The following is a 26,374-nucleotide window of genomic DNA, read 5'->3' on the forward strand; positions in this document are numbered from 1 at the left end:
GGGGCTGGACTGACCGGGTCAGAACCCCGGTCGCTCACAGACTGAGACAATTCTCGGCTGCCAGCGTTCACGATTGCGACTGGCAAGATGTCGGGCCAGCAGAAAGCCAGCCACCAGACCACCACCACCCAGAACGAGTGCGGCGGTATCACCTCCAAGATTCTGACCGGAAATTGCACCGATAATCAGAGCCACCAGAGGCAATCCGTACAGAGTAGTAGCACTGGCAGCCAGTGCACCATCGGGTAAATCCAGCACGACATGCTGGCCTGCATCGAGGCGTTCACTGGTGGAAATCCACAAGCGCATTGGACGCCCCAGCTCTGCCAGGCTGGCATGACCACACCCTTTCCGGGCGTTGCAGCTGCCGCAGGCGGACTTCTGGATACCTTCAACCCAGACACCACCGCTGCCGATTTCTTTTACCTCGACAATTTCTTGCGACATGCGTTATTTCTCCCGATGTACAACAGACCAGGCTATACGTTTTGCCGTGGCCATAGGGACTTCACCCACCAGGGTAATACGATAAGTCGTACCATCACGACTCAGGTGCCGCACCACTGCCGAAGTTGCCCCCCAGCGATTGCTGATATCCGGCATGGCATCCCCCTGAATCGGATCAACAAACAGACTGAACGCCGCCAGACCATCGCTGAACATCAGCATGGACGAATCACCTTGCTGCTGAAACGATGCCTGACTGAAACCACTCGGCAACCAGTCGGGCAGCCAGCCGGTATCGGTTGGCGCTGATTCCGGCGGAGCCTCGGGCAGAGGTTCACCGAGGCCTGAGTCATCACCTAACGCAAACTCACCCGGCTGAAATTCAACACCAATATCCACTTCAGCAAACTGGTAGCGCTCTACCACATTTTGCTGATCGTCCACCACATCAGCACGCAATAACAAAGCGGTATCACGATCCAGCCAGAGATTCTGGCCATAACGGTCGGCGCTTTGTGGAATAACCTGAACCTCGACCACCGGACGCCCGGCAATCTGCATCGGCGACGAGCGACTGGACAGGTGATAGTTCTGATTCATCATCGGCAACCGTTCATCCAGACCCGGTCCCAGCAGACCGGTCTTGCGCACAGCGGCCTGCAGCTGGTCAGGATGGGGCGTCATCGACACCCGATTACCAATACGGGTCATCTGGCGCGGCGCACCGGTCAGATGGGTGACCTTTTCGTACTCAACACCATCTTTCATCTGGTGCTGAATACTGAGGGTATGCCATTCCTGATTGTTGCCAAACACCAGCACACCGCGGTATGCCTCTTCCCGGATTGCTTGTGACATCCGTTCCAGCAATTGCCCCGGTTCATCCTGGGCCTGCTGGGGGATTTCTGCCGTCACCAGCGGTGCTGCGATTGCCGTCGGCAGCACCAGTAATGTCAACCAGCCAAACAACCAGGATCGAATCACCGCTGAGCTTCTCCGGTCTGCCCCTGTTCGTAACTGGTCACACGAGCAAACGGCAACAATCCACGACCATTGTTCATCGCTGACTGCTGATTATGCTGCATCACATAATCGTGCAAACGCTGCTGGGCTTCACGCAGACGGGTTTCGTCAACCACAGGCTCGGATTGCACCGACGCCACTGCCGCTTCCAGAGCGACACGTGCTGAAGGATCAGCACTGACGGCCTGAACGGCTGGCTGCGCCACCGGTGCCGTCATGGACTGGGTATCCACGGCGGCAATTGCTGGCGCTGTGCCAGACTCAGGAGCCTCCATAAAACGGGCGCCCAGCAGCACAGCAAAGGCTACCGAAGCGGCCACCGCACCCGATGCCACCCAACCTGAACGAAAACGGCCAGTGGACGTGCTTTCCGTTGCGGCAACCTCACCACCGGTGCTGGCGTTCAGCCCACCGGGTACTTCATCCATGGGCTCACCATCCAGGGCTTGCATGATTCCCTTTGACAGATCGACTGTAGTGGCGGGTTCGCCGCGCAGCACAGAGCCGATCAGTTGATAGCGATTCCAGCGTTGGCGCAGTTCATCATCCTGCTCCATCTGGTTGAGTACACGGCGGATTTCGAGTTCGTCAGCTTCGCCATCGACCAGAGCCGACAAGGACTCGTTCATGCGATCGTTCATCATAAACACCTTTGGGAACGTCAGGCGGTGGTGGCCACCAGCAGTGGCTCCATCTTTTTGTCTATCGCTTCTCGTGCCCGGAAAATCCGGGAACGAACCGTACCAATCGGGCATTCCATCGCCTCGGCAATTTCTTCATAGCTCAAGCCATCAATTTCACGCAGGGTAATTGCCATGCGCAGGTCTTCAGGCAGCTCCTCAATGGCGGAGAACACTACCTGACGCAGCTGGTCACGCTGCAACAGACCATCCGGGGACTCAATATCACGCATTGCTGCATGATCGCCCAGAAACTCGGCATCTTCAGGATCTATGTCATGGGTCGGCGTCTTGCGACCACGACTGACCAGATGATTCTTGGCGGTATTCACCGCAATCCGGTACATCCAGGTGTAAAAAGCACTTTCACCGCGAAATTTTGGCAAAGCGCGGTAAGCCTTGATAAACGCTTCCTGGGTCACATCTTGCGCTTCAGCAAAATCACCGACAAAGCGCCCGACCAGAGACAGAATGCGATGCTGGTACTTCACCACGAGTAGATCGAATGCGCGGCGATCCCCACGCTGCACTCTTGCTACCAGTTGTCGATCCGTATGTTGATGGTCTGTCATGCCCTGATCCGAAGCCGTGGCCGGCTGCTGTAATAATGTTGCTGCGCTGCTCACTGGTTGCCCTCCGTGTGGCTGCATGTGCCTTTCTGGATTACTGGCCATGCTCCATAGAGTGATCGTTCCGGCAAAAGTTCCAGAGGGTTACCCTGACAATTGTTCTGACCGCGCAGATACTGGCATTATAAGGCTCACTTTTTTTTGACGTATATCCCTGATGAGTGGACAACTGACCTACGACGTATTGATTATCGGCTCCGGCGCCGCCGGCCTGACGCTGGCACTGTCGTTGCCAGAGCATCTGCAGGTTGCCGTTATCAGCAAGGACCAGCTGGACAGCGGCTCAACCCGCTGGGCTCAGGGCGGGGTAGCTGCGGTGCTCGACGAAGCCGACAGTATAGACGCCCACGTCTCCGATACCCTGATTGCCGGTGCCGGCCTGTGTCATGAACCGGCCGTGCGTTTCACAGTGGAAAATTCCGCCGCCGCCATTCAGTGGCTGATTGATACCGGCGTCCCTTTCACGCAGGAAGTTGGCGACCGCTTCCACCTGACCCGTGAAGGCGGCCACAGCGCCCGCCGTATCATTCATGCCGCCGATGCCACCGGACTCGCCATTTCGGACACTCTGATACAACGGGCGTCCGAACGGCCGAATCTGCACATGCTCAAGCATCTGATTGCGATTGATCTGATTACCCGGGAAAAACTCGGTATTCCGGGCTCTGGCTGTGTGGGTGCCTATTTCCTCGACAAGGAAGAACGCAAGGTGGTTGCCGTTACCGCCCATGCCACCGTGCTGGCGACCGGTGGTGCCAGCAAGGTCTACCTGTACACCACCAACCCGGATACTGCCTCTGGTGATGGTATTGCCATGGCCTGGCGGGCGGGCTGTCGGGTATCCAACATGGAATTCAACCAGTTCCACCCGACCTGCCTGTATCACCCACTGGAAAAGTCCTTCCTGATCAGCGAAGCGGTGCGTGGTGAAGGTGGCAAATTGCTGCTGCCGGATGGCACCCGTTTTATGGACAAGTTCGACCCTCGCGGCGAACTGGCACCACGCGACATCGTCGCTCGTGCCATCGACCATGAAATGAAACGTCTGGGGGCACCGTGTCTGTATCTGGATATCAGTCATAAACCGACGGGTTTCCTGCGTCGCCACTTCCCGACTATTTACGAACGCTGCCTGGCGCTGGGCATTGATATCACCCGCGAACCGATTCCGATTGTGCCGGCCTCCCACTACACCTGTGGTGGTGTGGTGACCGACAACTTCGGCCGTACCGATATTGAAAACCTGTACGCCATTGGTGAAACCGCCTGTACCGGCCTGCATGGCGCCAACCGTCTGGCCAGTAACTCGTTGCTGGAATGTCTGGTGTACGCCCGCTCGGCGGCCGAACACATCGTTAACAACATGGACAGCCGCCTGCCAATTCCAACCGTGCCAGGTTGGGATGCCAGTCAGGTGACCGATTCCGATGAAGACGTGGTGATTTCCCACAACTGGGATGAACTGCGGCGTTTTATGTGGGACTACGTGGGCATTGTGCGTACCACCAAACGTCTGGTGCGTGCGCGCCACCGGGTGGATCTGTTACGCGGGGAAATCCAGGAGTTCTACCGTCATTTCCACATCACCAGCGATCTGCTCGAGCTGCGTAATCTGGTTGACGTAGCCGATATCATCATTCGCTCGGCCCTGCAGCGTAAGGAAAGCCGTGGTCTGCATTACAGCCGCGATTATCCGAATGCCTTGCCACGAGCCTTTGATACCGTGTTGGCCTCCAAGGCCTTGCGTGAACTGGGCGAGGTCTGATACCCGCTCAGTCAACGGACGTTGTTGGCAGCAAACCGTACAGGGCTGCCTTCAATTGCCGGAATGACTCTGCCGACGGCAAATGTTGTCGGCGCACCACCAGTGCCTGCCATGGCCAACGGCCATACCACAACACCAGCAAATCCGACCGACGCCATCCTGATCGCAATTGTACGCTCTGGCGGCGCAGCCCCTGTTGAACCCACCATTGGCCATTATCAATGCCAAGCGCCTGAATCCGCAGGGATGGCGTGCGGCTACACCAGTAGCCCACCGCCACCAGCCATAACAGTAGCCATCCATCGGCACGGATCCAGACCAGCCATACCAGTACCGGCCACCCCAACATCAGGGTATCCAGACAATGCTGATAACGGCTGGGGCTCAAATGCCATTCAAAGCTTGCGGGTACGCGCATGCTCCAGAACCATACTGACGATCCGTGCCAGGTCGGCATCTTCCGGAATCTGGCGATCCATAAACCAGACAAACAGCTCAGTGTCTTCTTGCGCCAGCAGGTCTTCATAACGCTGCTTGTCGTCTTCGCTCAACGCATCAAAAGCCTGTTCCACAAACGGAATCAGGATTACGTCCAGTTCCAGCATGCCGCGGCGGCTGTGCCACCACAGGCGTTTTTTACGGATATCGTCGCTCACATTGGTCTCCTGTCAGTTGTGCGACATTATAAACACACCAACGCTACAGCAAACTCCCCTGATGACTCGGAAAGCCACGGAAAATCACGACAGCCGGGATGGCTGCCATCTTGCATCAGGAAGGCTTACACTCTGGCTGAAGGAGGACAATATGAGTCTGAACGAATCTGCAATGATCGAGATCAACAAAAGCATGGCACTGCTGGAGATCAGCGGTCCCGATAGCGAACGCCTGTTACAGGGACAATTAACCTGTGATGTTGCCCGCCTGGACGACCAGCACTGGATTCCTGGAGCCTGCTGCACTGCCAAGGGTCGCATGGTGGCGAACTTTGTCATCGCCCGTCAGGGCACTCGCTTCCTGTTGCGTTTGCCAACGGCCCAGGCCGAAGCCCTGCGCCAGCATCTGTCCCGTTACGCTGTTTTCTACAAGGTCAGCCTGAGCGCCAGCAGCTGGCTAGTTCGTGGCCTGCTGGAAAGCTCCGATCTGGAAGCCGGTCAGATCTGCTGGCAGGAAAACTCAGCCCGCCTGCAATGGCCGGATGGCCGTACCGAACTGTGGGGCGAAACCGTTGAGGGCATCACGCTGGAAACCGAAGCATGGCAACTGGCCGACATTGCAGCGGGGGTGGTATGGGTAGAAACCGCCAGCCGTGAAAGCTGGATTCCGCAACATATTCACTGGGATATTCTGGGCGGCGTTAACTTCCGCAAGGGCTGTTATACCGGTCAGGAAGTGGTCGCCCGGGTCCAGTATCTGGGCAAAAGCAAACGCCAGCTGGCCACAATCCAGTTAGCGGACGCTTGCCACGTGGATGTTCTGACCCCCGTTATGCTGGGTGAAAAAACCATCGGTGAAGTCGCATCCTGGTGTGGTAATCAAGGGCTGGTGGTATTAAGCCAGGAACCTGAAAGTGGCAATGTTACCCTGCTCGGACAAACCGCCACTCTCGGTAACTGCTCACTGGCAGCGCTGGATCAACCGCGCTCCCACTGACGCAAGAACTGTCGGAACGGATGCTGGTCTTCGCTCCACGGCGAGGCCAGCATCTGTTTGACCCGTTCGCGACTGACCTCTGGTACCGCTGACTCCGTCCAGACCGGCGGTTTGTCCCGTTCCAGCAAACGGCCACGAATACCTTCGGCAAAGTCTGCTGAACGCGTGCATTGCCAGGCCATTTCCAGCTCCATCGCCATCACTTCGCCCTGGGCTCGCAACCGTCCCAGTCGAATCTGCTCCTGCACCAGCCGGATACTGGCCGGGCAGCCCTCACGATACTGGCGCCAGCCTTTTTCAAACCAGGCCAGTGCTTGCGGATTGTCGATACCCGTAGTCGCCAGGGGTGGCTGCAACATACCGGTTTCATCCATACAGGCGCTGACCTGTGGCTGCACCAATGGCCACCAGCGTTCGGTGCTGGAAGGATGATCCTGCTCGGCCTGCTGCAAACAACGGCGCACTTCGTAATGGTTTACTGCGCGGTTATCCCCCCAACGCAGGCGCCGCAAATCCTCAATCACAGAATGACGGCTGCTGTGTTCAATCCGGTAATCCGCCAGTCCAGCCGCCTTCGCATCAGCATCATTCAGTGCACTGCCGGTCATCCCCAACCAATGCCCCAAAGGTTCCGGCAGGCGCGACAGATACCAGCTGCCCATCACATCCGGGAACAAGCCAATGCGAACCTCCGGCCAGGCCATCTGTACATTGGGTGTCACAATCCGGTGACTGGCCCCCAGATACAAGCCCAGACCTCCGCCCATGAGCAAGCCATTCCCCCAGGCAATCAGAGGTTTGGTGAACCGGTGCAGATTGAGAATATTCAGGTATTCCGCCAGGAAAAACTGGTCGGCGTACTCATAACGCTGATCACCGTCGGAGGTCATACTGGCGTGTAACTGGCGCAGATCACCACCGGCGCTAAAGGCACGATCACCCGCACCTTGCATGACAACTGCCACCACTTTCTTGCTGCGTTGCCAGCGCTGCATCTGACGAGCGATCGACTGCACCATCACAAGGTCGAGCGCGTGCAGTGCTTCCGGACGATTCAGAGTCAGCAAGCCGATTCGATATCCGCCGCGAGCGGAAATGGTGTCAAACAACACCGGTTCAGAGGTATTCACCCTTGGGTATCCTTAGGTCGGAAGTACATGTGGATCATTCCATCTGACAGACGATGTTACACTCGCATTCCCTGCATCTGAAGACTCGAACCATGACCTTTGTGCTTACCCTGGGCATTCTGTTACTGATGGCGGCGGGTTTACTGGCCATGCTCAGCCTTGGCCGGGACTCACGTAGTCAGGCTATTCAGGCGCTAGCCCCCGCTCTCGATGCCGACTTCAGCCGCCTGGCAGCACTCGACCGAGATCTGGCACGCACGCCGTTTGCGTTATTTCTGCGCGGCCAGATTCGCCATGTCCGCAACCAGTTGGCCGGACGCCGGGCCGAGCGTTATTTCAAGATTGTGGATTATTCATTACTGGGCGATCAGGCACCGGAAGACCAGACGCTGGTGCTCGTTCAATGCGGCCCGGTGCAATGTGGCAGCTTCTGTATCAGTCATCACAAGGCTGCCAAAGCCGATGCCTTTACCGACCTGACACCGGAAAAGCGCATTCGCTGCAAAACCGATCAGTTACCGGATTGGGTACAGGGCCTGCGCATTGAGGCGGAAAAACCACATGCGCTGGAAATCTGGCTACAAGGCAAAGGTGGCAAATGGATTCAGCGCCATCCAACGCTGGAAGTGGAGTGGTCAAACGGGCTGTTACTGGTGTATCGGCGCGATTGCCTGATTGATCCCGAACAGATGTCAGAAGCCCTGCAACAGGTGCTGGAACTGGCGGATCTGATCGAAAAAAAACCGCCCGAAGGCGGTTTTTCCTGAGTGGTCAGCATCCATCCATTCAGGACGACGCAGCCATATACTCACGGCGTTTCTCTTCGTTCTCGATGAACTCGATCCATTGGCTGGCCATACGATTGCCATCGCTGGAGGCTTTGGCAAAGGCATTTTTGGCATCGGCCAGATGGTCCATGTTGAACAGCACCAGACCTTTCAGCACGTAAGCAGAATTACCCTGCGGTAAACCACCCTTCTCGATGGCAGCGTTTACGTTCTTCAGAGCCAGATCCCACTCCTGACGTTCGGTGTGAATCTGGGCCAGACGGAAGTAATCCTTGCCTGCACCAGACAGCTTCGCCACCTGGGTCATCACGGTAATCGCCTGATCGTATTCACGCGCCAGCATCCAGGCATCCCCCATGGTCGACAGCACCCGAACATCGTCCTTGATCTTGCCGTCCTTGATGGCCTTGTCCAGAACCTGAGCGGCCTTGAACGGAATCTCCTGCGCCATCAGGGCCTGGGCAAAACTGATCAACTCGGATTCCTGAGTCAGGAAACCCTGTTCATACGCAGTTTCCAGCGTCGACAGTTCTTTCATCGGCTGATTCAGTTCGTTATAAACTGCGGCCAACTGAACCCAGTAAGTGCCTTTCGGATAGTAGCTAATCAGGTTTTGCAGACAGCCCGCCAGGCTGCGGAAATCCTTGTTCTGGTAATACACGGCACGCTCCAGCATCAGCCAGTTTTCACGTGGCACATTACCCTGCTCGGTAGTCATGGTAATGGCTTTGCGAATATCCGGCAGCGCCGACTTGTACTGTTCCAGCTGGTAGTAAACCTGGGCACGCAGCATAAAAGCCTCAGCCCCCGGTTGTTCTACCACTTCAAACCACTGATTCAGCGGCTTTAGGGCTTTCTGATACTGCTCCTGCATCAGATACAACTTGGCCACACTGTACAGGGTGGTCTGACGCAGGCTGTCCGGCAGGTTTTCTACCGCCAGCACATTCTCGTAAGCCTTGATAGCACCGTTGTAGTTTTCCTGATTGAAATACACGTAGGCGTACATGTTGTACGTCATCGCGGTTTCATAGGAATTACGCTTGCGCTTTTCCAGCGACTGCAGGGTTTGCAATGCCGGGTTGTACTGCTTGGCATCCGCCTGGGTACGAGCCGCATCCAGCTGTTTGTAAATCTCCGGACGCAAGGTCTGCGCCCGCTTGACCCGGCTGGAAGACGCCGGTTGCTCATCAGCCGCCTGAACGGCTGGCACTGTGCAACCCAGTCCCATCACCAGCAGAGCCGCACTGAGCAGGGAAATATGTCGGTTCATCAGTCAATCACCCTTTACGACCGTTTTTTTCCAGCTCGAAGCGGATGATGTTACGCACACCAGGCACCGCAACCGGCTGACCATTTTCCACTTTCGGCTTGTATTTGAACTTGCGTACAGCCGCCAGTGCTTCGCGGTCGAAGACGTTCACCGGATCTGCTTCCACTACGACCGGATTATCAACCGTACCCAGTGCAGTCACAGTAAACTCAACCACCACATAACCTTCGATACCCTTGGCCGCTGCACGGCGTGGATAGTTAGGCGCTACTTTCACAATCGGCAGGAACTCACCATCACTGGCGGCTTCACCTGCACCACCGGCCAGACCAGCGTCAACCGACAGGTCAGCACCAATCTGGAAACCACCCACATCCATACCACCCTTGGCGTCAGCACGAGCAACGTCCGGTTTTGGCATTTGCGGCTGGGCCGGTTCTTTCATGGTTTCTGGTGGCTTGCGCGGCATACGCTCTTTGGTCTGGACATCGTCATCCGCCTTCGCCATCACGAAGTTCTGGATACGGGTGTGGTTCTGGTCATTGAGCACCGAACCACCACTACTGACCAGACTCTGCATCATCCAGAACACCGCGAAGGTTGCCATCACGGCAACCACCATGGCGACACCAAAACGAAGCAGGGTTGATACCATGATCAACGCTCCTCGGTAGCGAGAGACACATCCGTTACACCGGCCTGACGAGCAGCGTCCATAACCGCCACCAGCAGACGGGTACGAGCTTCTTCATCAGCCTGGATAACAACGCTACCCTGCGGGTTTTCAGCGTGCATCCGTTCGATGTTGGCGCGGACCTGACTTTCTTCTACCTTGCGTTTATTGATCCAGATTTCGCCCAGATCGTTAATGGCAATCAGAATGTTGGCACGGGACTGGGTAGTCGCCGTGCTGGCATCCGGACGGTTTACTTCAATACCGGACTCTTTCACGAAGGAAGCGGTCACGATAAAGAAGATCAGCATGATAAACACCACGTCGAGCATCGGGGTGATGTCGATATCACCTTCTTCAGACTGTGGCGTGAGATTGGAAAAACCGCGTCTCATAATCTTGTACTCTTGAATTTAGTGATCGAAGGTCAGTTTGTCTTCGATACGCATCTGTTCGCGCCGGATAAAACGTTCCAGCAAGCTGCGGGCAAACACACCGGTAATCGCGCCTACCATACCCGCCATGGTCGGGATGGTGGCTTTGGAAATACCGGAGGCCATCGCTTTCGGGCTGCCACTCCCCATCAGGGCCATCACATCGAATACTTCGATCATGCCCCAGACAGTACCCAGCAAACCGAACAGCGGTGCCAGTCCTACCAGCATGCGAATAGTGCTGATGTTGGCTTGCAGCTGCATCGACAGGTGGCACAGCAGATCCTGACGAATCTGGTGCGCCGACCAGGAGCGGCGCTCGCTGCGTGCTTCCCATTCCGCCACCGCAGCGGCAACCGCCGAGCGGTGGCCAAACAGGATGTAGCCAACCCGTTCCAGCACCAGCAACCAGAGGATAAATACCAGGCCCATGATGGCGTAGAGGACTTCGCCGCCACGCTCCATGAACAGGTATACCGGTTCGTATAAAGTGCTGAACATAGTTACTTACGCCGCTGCTTTGGACTGTTGTTCGGACTGACGGGCCAGAATGCCAGTCGCACGTTCTTCCAGGATCAGAATCAGGGCACGGCTGCGGTTGTTGGTCAGGGTGTGCAGGAACACACACGGAATCGCAGACACCAGACCTTGAACGGTCGTTACCAGCGCCTGGGAAATACCACCCGCCATCAGTTTCGGATCACCAGTACCAAACAGGGACATGGTTTCGAATACGTCGATCATACCGGTTACTGTACCCAGCAGACCCAGCAGCGGAGCCACCACAGAGATGATCTTGATCCAGGTGATACCCGTGGTCAGACGTGGGATCTCAGCAGAAATCGCCTCACCCAGGTGCAGTTCAAGTGTTTCGATATCGGCGTTGCGGTGCTTCTTGTAAACACTCATCACACGACCCAAAGCGTTGTTTTCATCGGCCACATCCGACTGCATCTGACGACGAATACGCCCACCTTCCAGAGTCAGCATCAGCATACGAACCAACGCCAGCAGAATACCGATACCGCCCAGACCCATAATGATGTAACCAACCACACCACCCTGCTCGATACGGTCAGTCATCTCAGGAGACTGGCCCTTGATCTTCAGCAGCTGGCCACGGGATGGGTCAATCCAGAAACCGGTCAGCTGGTCACCAGAAGATTTTTCCAGAGCAACCACCGGGTCGTTGTAACGGCTGCCAGGCTGTTTATCCAGCTCGACTACGCGTGCGGATTCCATATCCCAGTTCAGGAACTTGCCATCCGCTACCAGGTTGAAACCACCAACACGAACCACGTTCTTGCGAGTGCTTTCGCCCGTTGGCAACACCACGTCAGTCGCAAACTTGCTGACCTGACCGCTGTAAGTCATTTCACGCTGCATCTCGAACCACAGACGCTCAAGAGACTCAACCGATGGCATGTTGGAAGAAGAACCGGCGCTCTTGATCAGAGCACTCAGGAATTCGTTGCGGCCTGGCAGTTCAGCACTGATCACCGAACCTTCGAACACGGAACGGGTATCACCGGAAACCTGCTGCAGCACACCGAACAGCTCTTTCAGGCTGCCCATTCGCTCAGTCAGACGATCCTGGGATTCCGCCAGACGGGTTTCATTGCTCTGGAACAGTTGTTCCTTGCGCACACTGTCGGCTTCCAGAGCTGATACTTCACGACGCGCTTCCGCCAGCATGCTTTCCTGCTCACTGTGAGCAGCGTTAAAACGTGCCATACGCTCACGGGTCTGCTGGTCATCACGAGCCTGACCCTGTTGAACCAGTTTCAGCAGATCGTTAACGGATGTCGCTTCAGCTGCCTGTACAGCGTGACAGCCAACGGCCATGGCAGCGGCCAGAATCATTGCCTTGAACTTCATTATTTGGCCTCCTGTGGAGCCGCTACCGGTACCTTGATGAGATCAGGCGCTGCCTGTTCACGAGCGATGCGGATTGCCGCCATCACCTTGCTCTTGTACTCGGCGTCCAGCGGTTGCCACTGGCGGGAATTCTGGTTAAACACACCCAGCTCATGGCCGTCCAGAGTCTGGTAAATCAGGGAAATACGGCCAACCCGCAGGAAGTCGACTTCACGACCGTCCAGGTTGCCACGGTAAGACTCGATGGTACGACCGTAGTCCATTTCACGCAGATAAGCGTCCATCACCTTGCGATACTTTTCAGCAACGCTGACGTCTGCACGGCCCATCAGGTCTTTCAGACCGTCAACGCGCTTGGCGCGCTCTTCAACACGGAACGGCACATCGGCCTGCACAAACTGATCAATGGCGTCGATCATACGCAGCATCAGCGGGGTGATCTGGCGTTCAACCAGAGTCACCTGATCAATGCTCTTCTCAATACCGTCAAGCTCGGACTGCTGGCTGGCCAGCTGCTTGTCGAGTTGCTGGATATACACTTTGAGACCATCGGCTTCCTTGATAGCAGCGCGATAATCGCGTTCCGCACTGCGAGTGGTGTCATCGATGGAATCGATTTTTTGCTGTGCCTGCTGTGCCTGGGCTGCGCGGTTGGCGCCCTTGTCGATCACAGTTTCCACATCGGCTGCATTGGCACCGAACACAACACCGGACGCCAGAATGGCAGCGGCCAGAAGGTTGCGAGTTCGCAGTTGCATAGGCATATCTGTTACCCGTTTAAACATCGTTTTGCCTGACAAAATACAGGCGTTAAAAAATGAAAGCGAAGACTACACGCATGACGTGACACATATATTACACTTTTTGTAATGTTGTAACATTTTTGTCAGCGCACAGATCATGAAAGCATGCCGTCAGTGGCAGTCCGGCGTCCGTACCGGTAACTCCTGATATCAGCATCTATAAAAGCAGAGGGTCATAAAAAAGCGCCTTGTGAAAGGCGCTTTGGGTCAGGTCTGCCAGAGCGGACCTGCTGGTCTTCTGATTACTGGTTAACAGCAGTCAGAGTGTCCAGGGAACCTTCGATAACCCAACCGGAAGTCCAGTTGTCAGTACCGTTAGGGTTAACAGCACCAGCGTAGGTGGTAGCGTCGAAAGCGAAGTCAGAACCGTTATCTACTGCAGTTACGTCAGCAGTGATAGAAGTAGCAACAGCTTCAGCGTTCAGAACAGCACCAGCAGCGTTCAGGGTGATAGCAGCAGCAGAGCTGATCAGGGAACCGGTAGCTGGAGAGTCGTTTTTCAGCAGAGCGTCAGTGCTGTCACACACCATGTCTTGTACAGACACGTTGGTTGCTTCGCTGCTCTTCACTTCCAGACAGCCAGAAGCGAAACCGGTAGCAACCACTTTGGACAGGTCAGCGTTCACTTCACCACGCAGCTTGGCAGCTGGCTGGCCGTTGTTGATAGCACCACCGATCAGGGTGATGTTGCTCAGAGCGGCGTGAGTAGCAGAAACCTGCTTGTTGGAAGACAGGTCAGAGTTACCTTCGATACCGCGTGGGTCGTTGGTACCAGATGGAGTAGCAGTAGCAGACTGGTTCTTCAGAACGATGGCGTACTGGATGTTGCCCTGGAAGCCTTCGTCGAAGTCGATATCGTCGTCGTCGTTGTTGGTCAGAACAGCGTGGGTCACGTTCACGTTACCACCGAACCACTCGATACCATCGTCCAGGCTGTTGTGGATCTGGATGTAATCGATAGTGGTACCAGAACCAACACCCTGCAGGGACAGACCGTTGATTTCGTTGTCTGGACCAGCCACTTTACCGGCTTCAGCGATACGAACGTATTTCATAACACCGCTGTTGTCAGCCATGTCGTTACCACCGAAGTAACCGATGCCGTCGCCGCCTTCACCGGCTACGTTACATACGGTACCAGTGCCATAACATACGCCAGTGTCACCCAGGCCGTATTGTGGAGCGAAACCCTGAATAACCACACCACCCCATTCGCCCAGACCGTCGTAGTTGTCGTCCTGAACAGAAGAGAAAGTGATTGGAGCAGCAGCAGTACCTTCAGCCATCAGCTTGGAACCACGGGTAACCAGCAGAACACCAGTGTTGTAAGCTTTAACTTCTACGCCTGGCTCGATGGTCAGGGTAACACCAGCAGACTTCGCAGCAGTTACAGCAGCAGCGTCAGCCAGTTCAACGTTACCAGCACCAACGGTTACAAAACCGTTCAGACGGTATTCCACACCCGCTTTCATGGTGTAGTCCTTGTCTACAGTACCTTCCAGGGTACATACGGTTTCGTCAGAGTTACAGGTTACGAAATCGTAAGTTACTTCGGTATCAGTGTCGGTATCAGTGTTGCCGGTGTCTTTATTAGATGAAGATGAAGAACCACCACAACCTACGATAGAAGCAGTAGTAGCAGCCAGCAGCGCGGCAACCAGATATTTCTTTTTGAATTCCATGATACAGCCCTCAGGAGTTTGGTAATGAAGTCGACCGTTATCCTAGGTCGACTTTATTACATATCGATTAAAAAAACTGACGATATCTGAATTTTTACTATCAGAACTCGTAGGAGAAACCGGCACTGATATCCATACCCTCATGATAGCTCTCGATAGTGCTACCACCCTGGCTATAGGAAACCCTGGAGTCGGTAATATTACCGGCCTTGGCTTTCACCGACATTTGCTCATCGATTTCATATTCGTAAGCAAGATCAAGGGTAATACGTGCATCTTCGATAATCGGATCATCAGCACGGGAGGTCAGGTGAATACGGTCACTGAAGCTGTTAACCAGCAAAGTGATACTCTGGGCGCTTGGCAGATGGTCGAAACCGATCTGGAAGTTGGCCAGATTACGGGATTGCCCCTGCAGCTGGCGTGAATCCTTGCCTTCCAGACGGGCGCTGTCGTCACTCAGATTCACAACCGCGTCAATGTAGGAATAGTTACCGCTGACAAAACCAGTCCAGGTATCGGTATCCAGAGTATTGATACGGAAATCCAGTTCGAGGCCGGTCAGATCAGCAGACTTTTCATTACGGAAGGTAGTACCACTGGCAGCACTGCCAGAAGCATCCATAACGGTACGTTCAATCGGATCAGCAATCATCTTGTTGAATACTGCAAACGAAATATTCTCTTCTTCAGAGAAGTAGTATTCCGCACGCAAATCAAGGTTATCAATCTTGGAGATAACCAGATCCGGGTTACCATATACTTCTTCGTCAGTTTCAGGATCGTATTGAACTGATTCCGACAATTCAGTCAGGCCAGGACGAGACAGGGTTTTACTCACAGCTGCGCGCAATTGCAGCTCTTCGTTATATTGCCAGTTAGCCGATACCACTGGTAATACATCACTGGATTTCAGCTTGTTGGAATTGGCGCTTGAATATGGGTAATCCAGAGTTTGCTCGGAATCTTCCATACGGGCACCTGCCAGAACCTGAACGTCACCAAAATCCACTTCACCGGAAGCGTAGGCAGCAGTTACGTTATCGCTGGCTTCATAACTGTCAGTGTTGGTGGTGCGGTTAGCCAGAATCAGCTGACCATTCTGGAAGTTGGCATCGTTAACGATGGCCTCGATGTTCTGGGTAGTGTCCAGACCAGCACCGGTTGTCGCCACACCAACACGGGTCATATCCACAGTACGGTCTTTTTGGGATGCCATCAGACCGGTTTTCACAGTCAGACCGATGTCGTCGGTCAGCATGGTTTCAATGCGGTAATCAACACCGGCATCCAGTGCATCTTCTGTCAGCTCGGAGAAACGACGCTCCAGGGTAGACGGAATAAAAACACCGTTGATATAGCTGTATGCACGACGGTCCGGCTCATCACGCTTGGTCTGTGCCACACCCACATGCCAGTTCAGCTGCTGGGTATCGTCTGCAAACAGGTGTTCACCACTGAACTGCTGACCCAGGAACTGACGCTCGGTCCACTGCATCAGCACCTTGTTGATCTGCTGGTCGGCAGAACTGTCATAAACACTGGAGGTTTTGGTGGTGTTGTCAGTCTTGCGCAAAATCGTGGTTTTGCTCAGCAACGTGGTTTCAGCGGTTTCATAACCACCGACCAGGTATGCAGTTGTATCGATCTTGCGCTTGCTACGCTCGTAGGAACCACTGCGATCATCATCGTTAACGGTCGCGTCGTGACGGGCCTCGGTAGCGTCCTTGTACTGAACAGCGCCGTAGTAACCATATTCACCGTCACCAGAGCTCTCGATACGATCACCAAAACCGTAGGAGAAACCACGTGCCGGTTTGGCAGACGTCTGCTGAACGTTGTAGTTGTGATCCAGAGAAGTTGCCATGCCGACCATTTCCGCCGGATAGGTACAGAGAGGATCACCGGAACCGGAAGAACAGTAAGTCAGGCCTTTGGAGCCAACGAAGTTGCTGGCGATGGCGGATGGCATTTCACGGGTGCCATCATCCACACCCAGCCAGTCGGAGCTGCCGCCTTCGTAGCTGTTGATATCACTGAACGTGGTACGGTTGTTCATCCCCATATCCACACTCAGCTTGTTCACAGGCTCATCCGGCAGACCTTTGGTGGTCATCTGGATGATGCCGCCAGTAGCGTCGCCTGGCATGTCTGGCGTGTAGGTTTTCTGGATGTTGATACCACCCAGTACCGCTGCCGGGAACAGGTCAAGCGGCACGTCACGACGCATAGGGTCGGTACTTGGCATCAAACCACCGTTGAGGGTGGAAGAAATGTAACGACCTTGCAAACCACGCACCACTGCGAACTGACCGCCAACGACGGATACACCGGCAACACGTTTCAGGGCAGAAGCAGCGCTGGAATCGCCGAAACGAGCCATCTGCTCGGTACCAATGGCTTCCAGCACAGCGGAAGAATCGCGCTCCTGAGCTGCACCGGTGGTCGGCATATAGGAACCAACGGCCACCACTTCTTCAATAGAACCGTTACCGGCCATGCTCATGCCCAGATTCAGAGCGGTGGTGTTATTGCCGATCACGTGCAGGTTACGCACGTCACGCTTGCCGTAGTTCGGGTGGGAAACGGTGAGGTTGTACTGACCGCGTGGCAGATCCAGCGTAAAAGCACCATCGGCGTCGGTCATTACACCCACTTCGGTACCTTCAACAGAGATACGTGCACCGACAATCGGACCGGCAGTTTCATCCGACAGCAGAACGCCGGAAATCTTGCCAGCCAGCTGGGCATCCGCCTGACCCGGGGTATACAGCACTACTTCTTCAATTGCTTCGCCACCAATCATCTCAACGACGATTTCGGCATTTTCAGCAGCGGATGCGGTGTCGAATTGGAACTCACCCAGTTGTTCGCCCATCTGGGACACCACAACGGAGTGACTGCCAGCGGGCAGATTGTCGAAGCTTGCGAAACCATCACTGCCAGACAAGCGTTTCTGACCATTTAATGTCACGGTAACGTCTTTCAGCGCTGCACCGTCTTCGATCAGATAAAAAACGGCTTCACCAGCCATCACCTGGGATACAAGCAAGGATGAGGCTGCAGTCAGCAGCAAACGGGTCGGTTTCATCAGGCCCCCTGAACATTCGGATACATGAGCAGGAAACCGGAAGAACAAATACCGCAGGGCGGTTTTCAGGGACAACAAGGGTCTCTGCGCTCTTCCATCCTCCCTGCATGGAAAATCTGGAAGCGCGAGTATGTTGACGATTTATTACACCGGGATTGAAAAAAAGTGACAGTTATATGAAAGGCACATCGACACCCGCTCGAATTGAGCGGGTGTTAGAAAGTATGAATCAGCCCTGGGCGAGCAGTTCACGAAGGTCAGCGATGGCGGCATTGGCGCGGCTGATATATGACGCCATTACCAGAGAATGGTTCGCGAACATACCAAAACCACTGCCGTTCAGAATCATCGGTGACCATACGGTTTCCTGGGTCGCTTCCAGTTCACGGATGATCTGACGCAGACTCACCAGAGCATTCTTGTTCTGCAGAACGTCGTGGAAATCCACTTCGGTAGCCCGCAACAGATGCGCCAGCGCCCAGGCGCTGCCACGTGCTTCATAGAACACATCGTCGATCTGGGTCCACGGAGTTTTGATGTCCTGATCGTAATGACCCGGAGTGGATTGCTGGGCAGATGCCTCACCCGACAAATCGGTATTCAGACGACGTTTGCCTACTGATGCACTCAGACGCTGCGACAGACTGCCCAGACGGGTTTCAACATCCTGCAGCCACTGGCGCAGGTTGTCAGCACGGGCATAAAACTGTGCCTGAGGCTGCTGAGGATCGGCCAAACGTACCAGATAGCTGTCGAGCGCCTTGATGCCACGACGGTATTCAGACTCAGACGAAGGCACCGCCCAGCTTTCACTGTCAAAGTTGAATTGTGGTTCGGCAATCGCCAGATCACGATCTTCGGTCGACTGGCTCTGGGAGCGGCTCAGATCCTTGCGCAGCGCACGAGAATAATCACGTACCTGCACCAGCACCCCAAATTCCCAGCTCGGGATGTTGTCGAGGAAAACGCCCGGCGGGAACATATCATTACTCAGGTAGCCGCCCGGCTTGTCCAGCAGAGTGGAGGAAACCTTGATCAGGGTCGCCACACTGGTAAAACCGACCACAGGTTGCACACCCATTTTTTCGGCCTTGGCGGTGGCAACTTCACGAACGGAAAAACTCTCCGGTTCAGAGCTCCAGTACACCCCCACCAGCACCGATGCCAGTATCAGCAGAATGATCAGTGCCGCCACGGCCATCCGAACCGGACCACCGTTCGCCCACACATTCGCCCAGCGTTCACGGATTGCCTGCAAGCCTTCCGAATCTTCCAGCGCCATTGCTGTCTCCATCAATCAATTAACCAATTACCCAAAGACTACTTGCCATCCCGGCCCTCGACAACCTTCAAACCGTGTATATGTCGGTAACACAACGTTGTCAGGGGGGATTGGTTCCGGTTAAATCGCCGCAGCCAGTGTGTCCTCACACTGATCCGGAATCAGACCTTTGGACTCACCGATGTACCAGATCCAACCCGTTGCCATTGCTCGCACCCCGTTTCGGGAAAAGTTTGCCATTCCTCGTCAGCCCATGCTGGCTCCTGCCGCCATTGGCACCATCGAGTTGCAACCACCGTTCGACCAGGCAGCCGCATTTGAAGGACTGGAACTCAACAGCCATGTGTGGCTGATTTTTCTGTTTCACCAGGCCCTGCCCGATCCTGACAAACCGCCACGCCTGCGCGTACGTCCTCCCCGTCTCGGCGGCAACGAACGTATGGGCGTATTTGCCACCCGCAGCAGCCACCGCCCCAACGGTATTGGCCAGTCGCTGGTAAAACTCGAAAGTATCAATGGCACCAGCATCCGTGTATCGGGAATTGATCTGATGGATGGCACCCCCATCATCGACATCAAACCCTATATCCCTTATGCGGATTGCCTGCCCCACGCTACCAGCGCGTTAGCACCGGATGCCCCCGCTGCGATTCAGGTCGAATGGTCATCAGAGGCCCGGCTGCAGGTTGAAGTTCAGCAGGCACGTCTGCAACAACCATTACAGGAACTGATTGAGCAGTGTCTGGCCCAAGACCCGCGTCCGGCCTATCAGACGCCACAACCTGAACGCGAGTACGGAGCCGGGTTTTACGATGTGGATGTTCGTTGGCACTACCCGACCGCGGATTGCATCCGCGTGTTGGCAGTCGAGAAACTGGCCTGAAGAGTCAGGCCAGTATTCACCGCGGCTTCAGGCCAACGGTGTCAGCAGGTAAGTACGTTGTACAAATGACGTCAGGCCTTTGGCCTTGAAGCGAGGTTCCTGATCGATCAGCTCGCGCTCGTCCTGACAACGAATGGTGAAGTGCCTTTCCAGAGCCTTGCGGACTTCGGCATCACTGACCGCAAATGGCGGGCCGCCCGCGACGCTCTGGTCGTAATCCAGCGTAATCAGCAACTGTGGTGCCGACTTCGACAGAGCCAGAATCTGCTCGCGATAACGATCGCGCATCGCCGCTGGCAGTGCCACCATCGCCGCCCGGTCGTACACTGCGGTAATCTCGCCACAGGTTTCCGGTTTGACTGCAAACAGATCACCCTCGATCAACAGCACACGATCATGCTCGTACACCACCACACCATCACGCTCAGTGCGGATGAACTCCCAACCAAGATGATCGGCAATTGTGGTACGCAATGCTTCCAGTGCCAGCGGGCTCAACTCGATACCAACCACATCAAGCCCCTGATGCAGAAGCCAGAGCATATCAATCGATTTGCCACAAAGAGGAACCAGAATCCGACCACTTTCCACGCCAAGCTGAGGCCACGCGACCACCAGCGAGCTGTTCACCTCATCGAGGTGAAAACCGATTTCATTGCGTTGCCATTTATCCAGCCAGAACTCGTGATCCACAACCCTCTCCTGCCTTCAACTATTCATAACCCATCAAGCATACATCCGTGCTGAACCCCGCTCCAGCAGAGAACACACCAGCATCTGGACAGCAGCTGCCAATCCATACGTCTGAGCCATTGAGGTCCACACTCTGATCAGACGCACCATCGAAGGGCAACTTTCCGCTCTCTCGCTCAGCAACAGGTCAAAAAAACGTCAATTCAAACGCTGATTGCGCCAGAAACAGACAAAAAACGCTGGCACGCTTTCTGCTCCACATATGACAGAGGTCGTAATCTCTGGCACGCGGCCTCTCAGGACTGGTTCCCAACTCACCCCCAACGGGTTGTGAACACTGACACGGATGTTCTAATCACAATTAACAACAGCTCTTTTCCACCAGCAAGCGCTAGAATAAAAGGCTTGATGGCTCGAAAAGAGGCACACATGTGCTGAGCGACCGTTTACGCAAGCTGCTGTTGTTGATAGTGCCTGTTTTTCCGGATCTGGAAGGCGCTCGCCGCAACGACCAGACACAGGCTTTATCTTCACAGGGCATTAGCGACGATGCCTTGTCGCGCTTGCGTGCCCGGCAACTGGCGTCGGTAACACGCCTGACGCCACTGAATGCCATTGCCAACGTCCTTGATGTCTTGCTGACTCTGGCGGTTTTTCAGAGCACACCTTACCTGCAACCCTTATTAATCTGGGCTGCAGCACAACTCCTGCTGTGGGGCTTTGCCACTTACAACTGGTACCGTTTTACGCTACGTACTGAACCTTGGTTACGCGCATCTGAACGCGCGGTCAGGCGTACCACCATCCATTCCGCCGTTATGGCAGCCATGTGGGCAATACCACCACTGTTCCTGTATACCAGTAGCGGGTTAGAGCAACAGTTGTTCCTTACAGCCATCACCGCCGGCATGATGTGTGCCGGTGGCTTCGTTTTCACGACGTTGCCACAGGCAGCACTGGTGTTTATGGGTATTCTGGGAGCGGCTTCTGTCGGCGCTCTGCTACAGACGGATACCAGTATCGGGCACTACCTGATTCTGCTGTTGCTGGTCTATCTGGCCATTCTGGCAGTAAACATCCTGCATGCAGCTGCGGTTTTCCGAGCCCATGTCCTGGCCGACATAGCCTCAGAACAGCAAAACCAGGTCATCAGCCTGCTGCTCAACGACTTTGAACAAAGCACGGCGGATGTCTTATGGGAAATCGGGCAGGACCTGCGCGTGCTGCGTACCAATACCCGTCTCAACGATCTGTTTGGCGACCACCGCCAGAGTCTGGAACGGCAACATTTCCCCAGCATGATCCAGCTGCTGCAGGAAGCATTGCCCGATGATTTACGCAGCAGTGCTCATGCCCAATTTCTGCAATTCCAGACGGCCCTGGGTGGCAAACGCGCCTTCCGTGATCTTGAGTTGCCGGTGAGTGTCAACCAGCAGCTGCACTGGTGGTCGATTACGGCCAAGCCGACACCAGAGGGCAACTGGCGTGGTGTTATTGCTGATATCACCCACAGTCATCAGGCCCAGCAACGTATCTGGCAGCTGGCCCACGAGGACAGTGTGACCGGCCTTGCCAATCGACACTGGTTTCAAAACCAGCTTGAAGAATCCTTACGTGGCTGCCGTCAGGATAACGAACGCCATGCTCTGCTCTGTATTGACCTTGACCGCTTCAAGGCCGTTAACGACACCTTTGGCCACGACACCGGCGACCTGCTGCTCAAGGTCGTGGCAGAGCGGCTACGCCACCACACCCGTAGCGGTGATCTGGTTGCACGAACCGGTGGTGACGAGTTTGCGATTATCCTGCGCCATATTCACAGCCAGCAGCAGGTAGACGAGATCGCCCAACGTTTGCTGGGCAGCCTGCACCAGAGCTGTCAGTTACGTGGTGTAAACGTCTCGGTCGGAGCCAGTATTGGTATTGCCTGCGTACCTGACGATGGTGGGCTACCGGAAGAAGTTCTGAAACATGCCGACCTCGCCCTGTATCAGGCCAAAGGGAATGGCCGCGGCCGAGCCATCCGATTTATTCCAGCCATGGCCGAACGGGCACACAGTCGTCATCGAATTGAACAGGCACTACGCCTCGCACTTCAGAAGCATGACATCACACTGATGTACCAGCCGCAGCGCCACATCCAGAGCGGCCATCTGGTAGGCGTTGAGGCACTGGCGCGCTGGTTTGATCCTCAGTTAGGCCAGGTTTCCCCTGCACTCTTTGTCGAAGTCGCCGAGGAAACCGGTCTGATTCACGAACTCGGACTGCAGGTTTTGCAACAGGCCTGCCAGTATCTGGCGGACTGGAAAGTTGACATGACCTTGTCGGTAAATATTTCGCCGGTACAGCTGGGGAATCCGGCCATTGTCGCCCAGATTCACGACACTCTCATGCAATACGATGTCCCACCGCATCGGCTCGAACTGGAAATCACCGAAAACGTCTTGCTGGGAGACTCACAGGGCGCACTGGAAAAACTCCAGCAGCTACGAGATATGGGCGTCAAAATAGCCCTGGATGACTTCGGTACCGGTTATTCGTCGCTGGCCTACCTGCGCCGTTTTCCATTCGACAAGATCAAGATTGATCGTTCGTTTGTACGCGAGATCGTTAACGAACCAAGCGCCAGAACCATTGTGGGAGCCATTATTGATATGGCACGGGCACTGGATATGGATGTGGTGGCCGAAGGTGTTGAAAACACCGAGTCACTGCACATTCTGAGGGAGTTGGGCTGCGATATTGCCCAGGGGTTCCACATCTTCCCTCCCATGACGGCACAGGAATTCAGCAGAACCCTGGTACGGCCAGTCCTGAGCAGAACTGACCGCAACAGCTGACGAAAACCGGATCAGGCTTTCTTCACGTAGGCGGCAACAATCACGATACGCTGACCATTGATTTTGCCTTCGATGTGTTTTGGATTGTCGCTCAGGGAGATACCACGCACCACGGTGCCACGTTTGGCCGTGAAGTTGGCGCCTTTGACGTCCAGATCCTTGATCAGGGTAACGTTGTCACCAGCGGCCAGACGAGCACCGTTGCTGTCCAGCACCGGCTCGGAATCATCGGACACCAGACCGGAATCCGCCCATTTGCGAGTGTCATCGTCCAGATACAGCATTTCCAGTGCATCCTGAGCCCAGGTTTCCGCACCCAGACGCTTCAGCATACGGTAGGCCATAACCTGCACCACCGGCACCTGGCTCCACATGCTGTCGTTCAGACAACGCCAGTGATTGGCATCCAGATCGGCGCCTTCAACCTGAGGTTTGCAGGTGCCACACAGCAGAACGTGGTTGTCAGAGGATGCCAGTTCTTGTGGGGGAACGGCGTAAATCGCCAGATCGTTGCTGGCACCACAGAGTTCACAGCAGCCATTGCTACGGGCAGTCAGGGTTTGCTCAATACTCACCGGAATTTCCCCTTAAAAAAAGCGGGCATTATGCAGAAGAAGCCTGACAACGCCAGTGTTTTATCCAATTCTGGACGACAGGCAGCCGCTTTCCTCCAGATAACCGGGCAGCCAACCCCGCTTTCCGCTACCATACTGCCCTAACATCTCCGGGCTGCGCCCGCTTACGTGAAATACCCATATGTCCCGTCAAGAACGCCAGAATTCCAATACTTTTCTCCTGACCTACCGTGACCTGATCAACATCTGGCAGGACTGGAGTGATACCAGCCCGGTGCAGCCACTGGATCGCTGGTTGCGCCAGTACTCCCGTAGCCAGCGTCAACAAAGCCCGGCTTTCCGTATGGCCATCAACAACGCCATGATGGAAGCCCTGCGTTACCGCCAACTGGCCGACGCTCTGGAACTGACCTTCCGCGATCCAACCTATGATGATTGGAAAACCTGGGATTCCCGTTGGCAGGCCGATACACCACTGAGCAGCAGCCCATCTCACTTCTGGTACTGGATTCAGCTGTGCAGCAACAGCGACTGGCGTCTGCCACACAGTCTGGAAGAGCAGAAAGCGCGTCGCGAACACTTTAATGCCTTCAAGGCGCAGGCCGACAGCCTTGAAGAAAACGCCACCTTCCTGCTGGCCCACGGCCTGCGTCCAACCTGGGAAGCTCTGCTGTTCAAACGTGCCGAGAAAAGTGGCTGGGACGACAAGCAACTGGCCCGTCTGGTGCGTATGCAAACCAGTCGTCCACCGCTGTGGCTGCGTCTGGCCAACATGGCCGATGCCGCAGCGCTGCAGCAAGCGTTGAGCGAAGAAGGCGTACAAGTGGGTGAATATCAAGGTCACCTGTATGCCACCGGCGGCAAGGACATCACCCTCACCAATGGCTGGAAGAATGGCCAGTTCGAGGTACAGGATCTCGCCAGCCAGCAAATCTGCGATGCAGTAGACGTCAAACCAGGTCACAAGGTGTGGGACGCCTGCGCCGGCGCTGGCGGCAAGTCACTGACGCTGGCCCGTGCTCTGGCAGGTAAAGGCGCCGTGGTTGCAACCGATCTGCACGCCTACAAACTGGAAGAGCTGAAGCGCCGTGCCAAACGTGCCGGTATCAGCAACATCCGCAGCTTTACCTGGGATGCCGATGCACCACTGCGCCTGCCAGCTGAAATCGCTCGTCAGCAAGGCTTCGACCGTATTCTGGTTGACGCACCATGCTCCAACAGCGGCACCTGGCGTCGTAATCCGGATGCCCGCTGGCGTCTGGATAACCACAACACCCGCGAACTGGCAGCCCTGCAAGGCCGTATTCTGGCACAAGCCAGCAAAGCACTGCGCCCGGGTGGTCGTCTGGTATACGCCACCTGCAGCTGGCAGGTAGCGGAAAACGAAGATGTGGTAGCAGCATTCCTGGCCGCCAATCCGGAATTCTGTCTGGTTGAACAAAAGATGCTGGGAGCCCCGGTATCCGACAGCGACAGCATGTTTGTGGCTGTACTGAGCCGCCCTTGAGGGTCGGCTCAGAAACGGATTTCCGCTCCGACCAGCGCGCTGGTGTGGTTATCGTAGTTATGGAGATAGAGGTTGAGATGGTCATAGCCAAACTGCAGCTGTCCGGCCAGACCATCGCTACCACCGCCCAGGGCCGCCCCTAACCGGTAGCGATAGAGCATGTCGCTGGCGAGATCCCGATACTCGCCAGCGAGATCATCCAGCCTGTGTGCCACATCACTCATGTCTGACGTGATCTGCTGATAGCTCTGCAGCTGCTGGCTGAAATCTTCACTAAGATGGCTGTAGTCTTCGTTCAGGCGTTGTGAACGATCCAGAACCTGCCCGTGCTGAGCCAGCTGCCCTTCGTAATCGGCTGTCAACTGCCGAAAATCGGCCAGTAATTGATCCCGGCTGGCAATGGCTTGCCGCAGTCGCAGCAGTTCGTCCACTACCTGAACACATCCCGTCGTCGCGACGGAATGGGTTACCAGCGCAACATCCACAACGACCAGGCGCTGCCCATTGATCTCGATCGGCTTCAGGTCTGATGATTTCAACACCACATCACAGCTCTCTGCCTGCGCTCCATTCGCCAGCCCCAGCCATAAGGCCAGCCAAAGAAAACGTGTCATGCTCTCTCCTCGAGATTGTTGTTGATCAGCC

The 26,374-nt window shown here is 55.3% G+C and carries 25 protein-coding genes; 6 read left to right on the forward strand and 19 right to left on the reverse strand.

Annotation, left to right across the window (positions count from 1 at the left end; genetic code table 11):
• Positions 1-18: 18 nt before the first annotated feature.
• The 4 genes from OUO13_RS12125 to rpoE are packed head-to-tail and all read right to left on the reverse strand — an operon-like array spanning position 19 to position 2,722.
• The gene (locus OUO13_RS12125; RefSeq protein ID WP_283174154.1) at positions 19-447 is read right to left on the reverse strand and encodes a SoxR reducing system RseC family protein; all 429 of its coding nucleotides are present in this window, start codon (positions 445-447) and stop codon (positions 19-21) included.
• A gap of 3 nt (positions 448-450) precedes the next feature.
• Positions 451-1,431 carry a MucB/RseB C-terminal domain-containing protein gene (locus OUO13_RS12130; protein WP_283174155.1) on the reverse strand — a complete coding sequence of 327 codons (981 nt, stop codon included), beginning with the start codon at positions 1,429-1,431 and terminating at the stop codon, positions 451-453.
• Positions 1,428-2,111 carry a sigma-E factor negative regulatory protein gene (locus OUO13_RS12135; protein WP_283174156.1) on the reverse strand — a complete coding sequence of 228 codons (684 nt, stop codon included), beginning with the start codon at positions 2,109-2,111 and terminating at the stop codon, positions 1,428-1,430. Before OUO13_RS12135 ends, OUO13_RS12130 begins: the two co-directional genes overlap by 4 nt.
• Positions 2,112-2,131: 20 nt before the next feature.
• Positions 2,132-2,722 carry an RNA polymerase sigma factor RpoE gene (gene rpoE, locus OUO13_RS12140; protein WP_283174157.1) on the reverse strand — a complete coding sequence of 197 codons (591 nt, stop codon included), beginning with the start codon at positions 2,720-2,722 and terminating at the stop codon, positions 2,132-2,134.
• Positions 2,723-2,936: 214 nt separating this feature from the next.
• Between rpoE and nadB the strand changes: the two genes are divergently transcribed.
• Positions 2,937-4,544: an L-aspartate oxidase gene (gene nadB / locus OUO13_RS12145; RefSeq protein WP_283174158.1), complete on the forward strand. Its 1,608-nt coding sequence runs from the start codon at positions 2,937-2,939 to the stop codon at positions 4,542-4,544.
• A 7-nt stretch (positions 4,545-4,551) separates the two neighbouring features.
• On the opposite strand, the gene OUO13_RS12150 is transcribed toward nadB, so the two are convergent.
• The gene (locus tag OUO13_RS12150) at positions 4,552-4,962 is read right to left on the reverse strand and encodes a hypothetical protein (protein WP_283174159.1); all 411 of its coding nucleotides are present in this window, start codon (positions 4,960-4,962) and stop codon (positions 4,552-4,554) included.
• Positions 4,940-5,200, reverse strand: coding sequence for an FAD assembly factor SdhE (locus tag OUO13_RS12155; RefSeq protein WP_428982337.1), 261 nt, complete (start codon positions 5,198-5,200; stop codon positions 4,940-4,942). Before OUO13_RS12155 ends, OUO13_RS12150 begins: the two co-directional genes overlap by 23 nt.
• A 151-nt stretch (positions 5,201-5,351) precedes the next feature.
• Here OUO13_RS12155 and ygfZ point away from each other — a divergent pair, with 151 nt between their 5' ends.
• Positions 5,352-6,197: a CAF17-like 4Fe-4S cluster assembly/insertion protein YgfZ gene (gene ygfZ / locus OUO13_RS12160; RefSeq protein ID WP_283174160.1), complete on the forward strand. Its 846-nt coding sequence runs from the start codon at positions 5,352-5,354 to the stop codon at positions 6,195-6,197.
• Here ygfZ and OUO13_RS12165 read toward each other — a convergent pair.
• On the reverse strand, positions 6,179-7,327 hold the full coding sequence (locus OUO13_RS12165; RefSeq protein WP_283174161.1) for an enoyl-CoA hydratase/isomerase family protein: 1,149 nt from the start codon (positions 7,325-7,327) through the stop codon (positions 6,179-6,181). The genes ygfZ and OUO13_RS12165 overlap by 19 nt on opposite strands.
• 92 nt (positions 7,328-7,419) lie before the next feature.
• Between OUO13_RS12165 and OUO13_RS12170 the strand changes: the two genes are divergently transcribed.
• Complete coding sequence (locus tag OUO13_RS12170) at positions 7,420-8,094, forward strand: hypothetical protein (RefSeq protein WP_283174162.1); 675 nt, start codon at positions 7,420-7,422, stop codon at positions 8,092-8,094.
• Between the two features lie 19 nt (positions 8,095-8,113).
• Here OUO13_RS12170 and OUO13_RS12175 read toward each other — a convergent pair whose 3' ends face one another.
• The 9 genes from OUO13_RS12175 to OUO13_RS12215 all read right to left on the reverse strand — a co-directional run bounded on the left by OUO13_RS12175 (position 8,114) and on the right by OUO13_RS12215 (position 19,231).
• Positions 8,114-9,388: a tetratricopeptide repeat protein gene (locus OUO13_RS12175; RefSeq protein ID WP_283174163.1), complete on the reverse strand. Its 1,275-nt coding sequence runs from the start codon at positions 9,386-9,388 to the stop codon at positions 8,114-8,116.
• A gap of 7 nt (positions 9,389-9,395) precedes the next feature.
• Entirely contained in the window at positions 9,396-10,043 is a 648-nt protein-coding gene (locus OUO13_RS12180; protein ID WP_283174164.1) for an energy transducer TonB, read from the reverse strand.
• Positions 10,044-10,045: 2 nt separating this feature from the next.
• Positions 10,046-10,456, reverse strand: a complete 411-nt coding sequence (locus tag OUO13_RS12185; protein WP_283174165.1) for an ExbD/TolR family protein — start codon at positions 10,454-10,456, stop codon at positions 10,046-10,048.
• Between the two features lie 18 nt (positions 10,457-10,474).
• Complete coding sequence (locus OUO13_RS12190; RefSeq protein WP_283174166.1) at positions 10,475-10,996, reverse strand: MotA/TolQ/ExbB proton channel family protein; 522 nt, start codon at positions 10,994-10,996, stop codon at positions 10,475-10,477.
• 6 nt (positions 10,997-11,002) lie between these two features.
• Positions 11,003-12,373: a MotA/TolQ/ExbB proton channel family protein gene (locus OUO13_RS12195; RefSeq protein ID WP_283174167.1), complete on the reverse strand. Its 1,371-nt coding sequence runs from the start codon at positions 12,371-12,373 to the stop codon at positions 11,003-11,005.
• The gene (locus OUO13_RS12200; RefSeq protein WP_283174168.1) at positions 12,373-13,131 is read right to left on the reverse strand and encodes a DUF3450 domain-containing protein; all 759 of its coding nucleotides are present in this window, start codon (positions 13,129-13,131) and stop codon (positions 12,373-12,375) included. Before OUO13_RS12200 ends, OUO13_RS12195 begins: the two co-directional genes overlap by 1 nt.
• Before the next feature lie 287 nt (positions 13,132-13,418).
• Positions 13,419-14,858 (reverse strand): hypothetical protein, encoded by a 1,440-nt coding sequence (locus tag OUO13_RS12205; protein ID WP_283174169.1) that lies wholly within the window; start codon positions 14,856-14,858, stop codon positions 13,419-13,421.
• Between the two features lie 100 nt (positions 14,859-14,958).
• Positions 14,959-17,949, reverse strand: coding sequence for a TonB-dependent receptor domain-containing protein (locus OUO13_RS12210; RefSeq protein ID WP_283174170.1), 2,991 nt, complete (start codon positions 17,947-17,949; stop codon positions 14,959-14,961).
• A 229-nt stretch (positions 17,950-18,178) separates the two neighbouring features.
• Entirely contained in the window at positions 18,179-19,231 is a 1,053-nt protein-coding gene (locus OUO13_RS12215) for a DUF2333 family protein (RefSeq protein ID WP_428982338.1), read from the reverse strand.
• A gap of 181 nt (positions 19,232-19,412) precedes the next feature.
• Between OUO13_RS12215 and tsaA the strand changes: the two genes are divergently transcribed.
• Positions 19,413-20,114 carry a tRNA (N6-threonylcarbamoyladenosine(37)-N6)-methyltransferase TrmO gene (gene tsaA / locus OUO13_RS12220; protein WP_283174171.1) on the forward strand — a complete coding sequence of 234 codons (702 nt, stop codon included), beginning with the start codon at positions 19,413-19,415 and terminating at the stop codon, positions 20,112-20,114.
• Between the two features lie 27 nt (positions 20,115-20,141).
• Here tsaA and tmpT read toward each other — a convergent pair whose 3' ends face one another.
• Positions 20,142-20,807 (reverse strand): thiopurine S-methyltransferase, encoded by a 666-nt coding sequence (gene tmpT / locus OUO13_RS12225; RefSeq protein WP_283174172.1) that lies wholly within the window; start codon positions 20,805-20,807, stop codon positions 20,142-20,144.
• A gap of 431 nt (positions 20,808-21,238) precedes the next feature.
• Here tmpT and OUO13_RS12230 point away from each other — a divergent pair, with 431 nt between their 5' ends.
• Positions 21,239-23,647: a putative bifunctional diguanylate cyclase/phosphodiesterase gene (locus tag OUO13_RS12230; protein WP_283174173.1), complete on the forward strand. Its 2,409-nt coding sequence runs from the start codon at positions 21,239-21,241 to the stop codon at positions 23,645-23,647.
• A gap of 11 nt (positions 23,648-23,658) precedes the next feature.
• On the opposite strand, the gene OUO13_RS12235 is transcribed toward OUO13_RS12230, so the two are convergent.
• The gene (locus OUO13_RS12235; RefSeq protein WP_283174174.1) at positions 23,659-24,222 is read right to left on the reverse strand and encodes a PhnA domain-containing protein; all 564 of its coding nucleotides are present in this window, start codon (positions 24,220-24,222) and stop codon (positions 23,659-23,661) included.
• 181 nt (positions 24,223-24,403) lie between these two features.
• On the opposite strand from OUO13_RS12235, the gene OUO13_RS12240 reads away from it, so the two are divergent.
• Complete coding sequence (locus OUO13_RS12240; RefSeq protein WP_283174175.1) at positions 24,404-25,729, forward strand: RsmB/NOP family class I SAM-dependent RNA methyltransferase; 1,326 nt, start codon at positions 24,404-24,406, stop codon at positions 25,727-25,729.
• An 8-nt stretch (positions 25,730-25,737) separates the two neighbouring features.
• On the opposite strand, the gene OUO13_RS12245 is transcribed toward OUO13_RS12240, so the two are convergent.
• Positions 25,738-26,343, reverse strand: coding sequence for a hypothetical protein (locus tag OUO13_RS12245; protein WP_283174176.1), 606 nt, complete (start codon positions 26,341-26,343; stop codon positions 25,738-25,740).
• Positions 26,344-26,374 lie beyond the last annotated feature (31 nt).

Origin of the sequence: Parathalassolituus penaei, from assembly GCF_026626885.1 — a bacterium.
GTDB lineage: Bacteria > Pseudomonadota > Gammaproteobacteria > Pseudomonadales > Oceanobacteraceae > Oceanobacter > Oceanobacter penaei.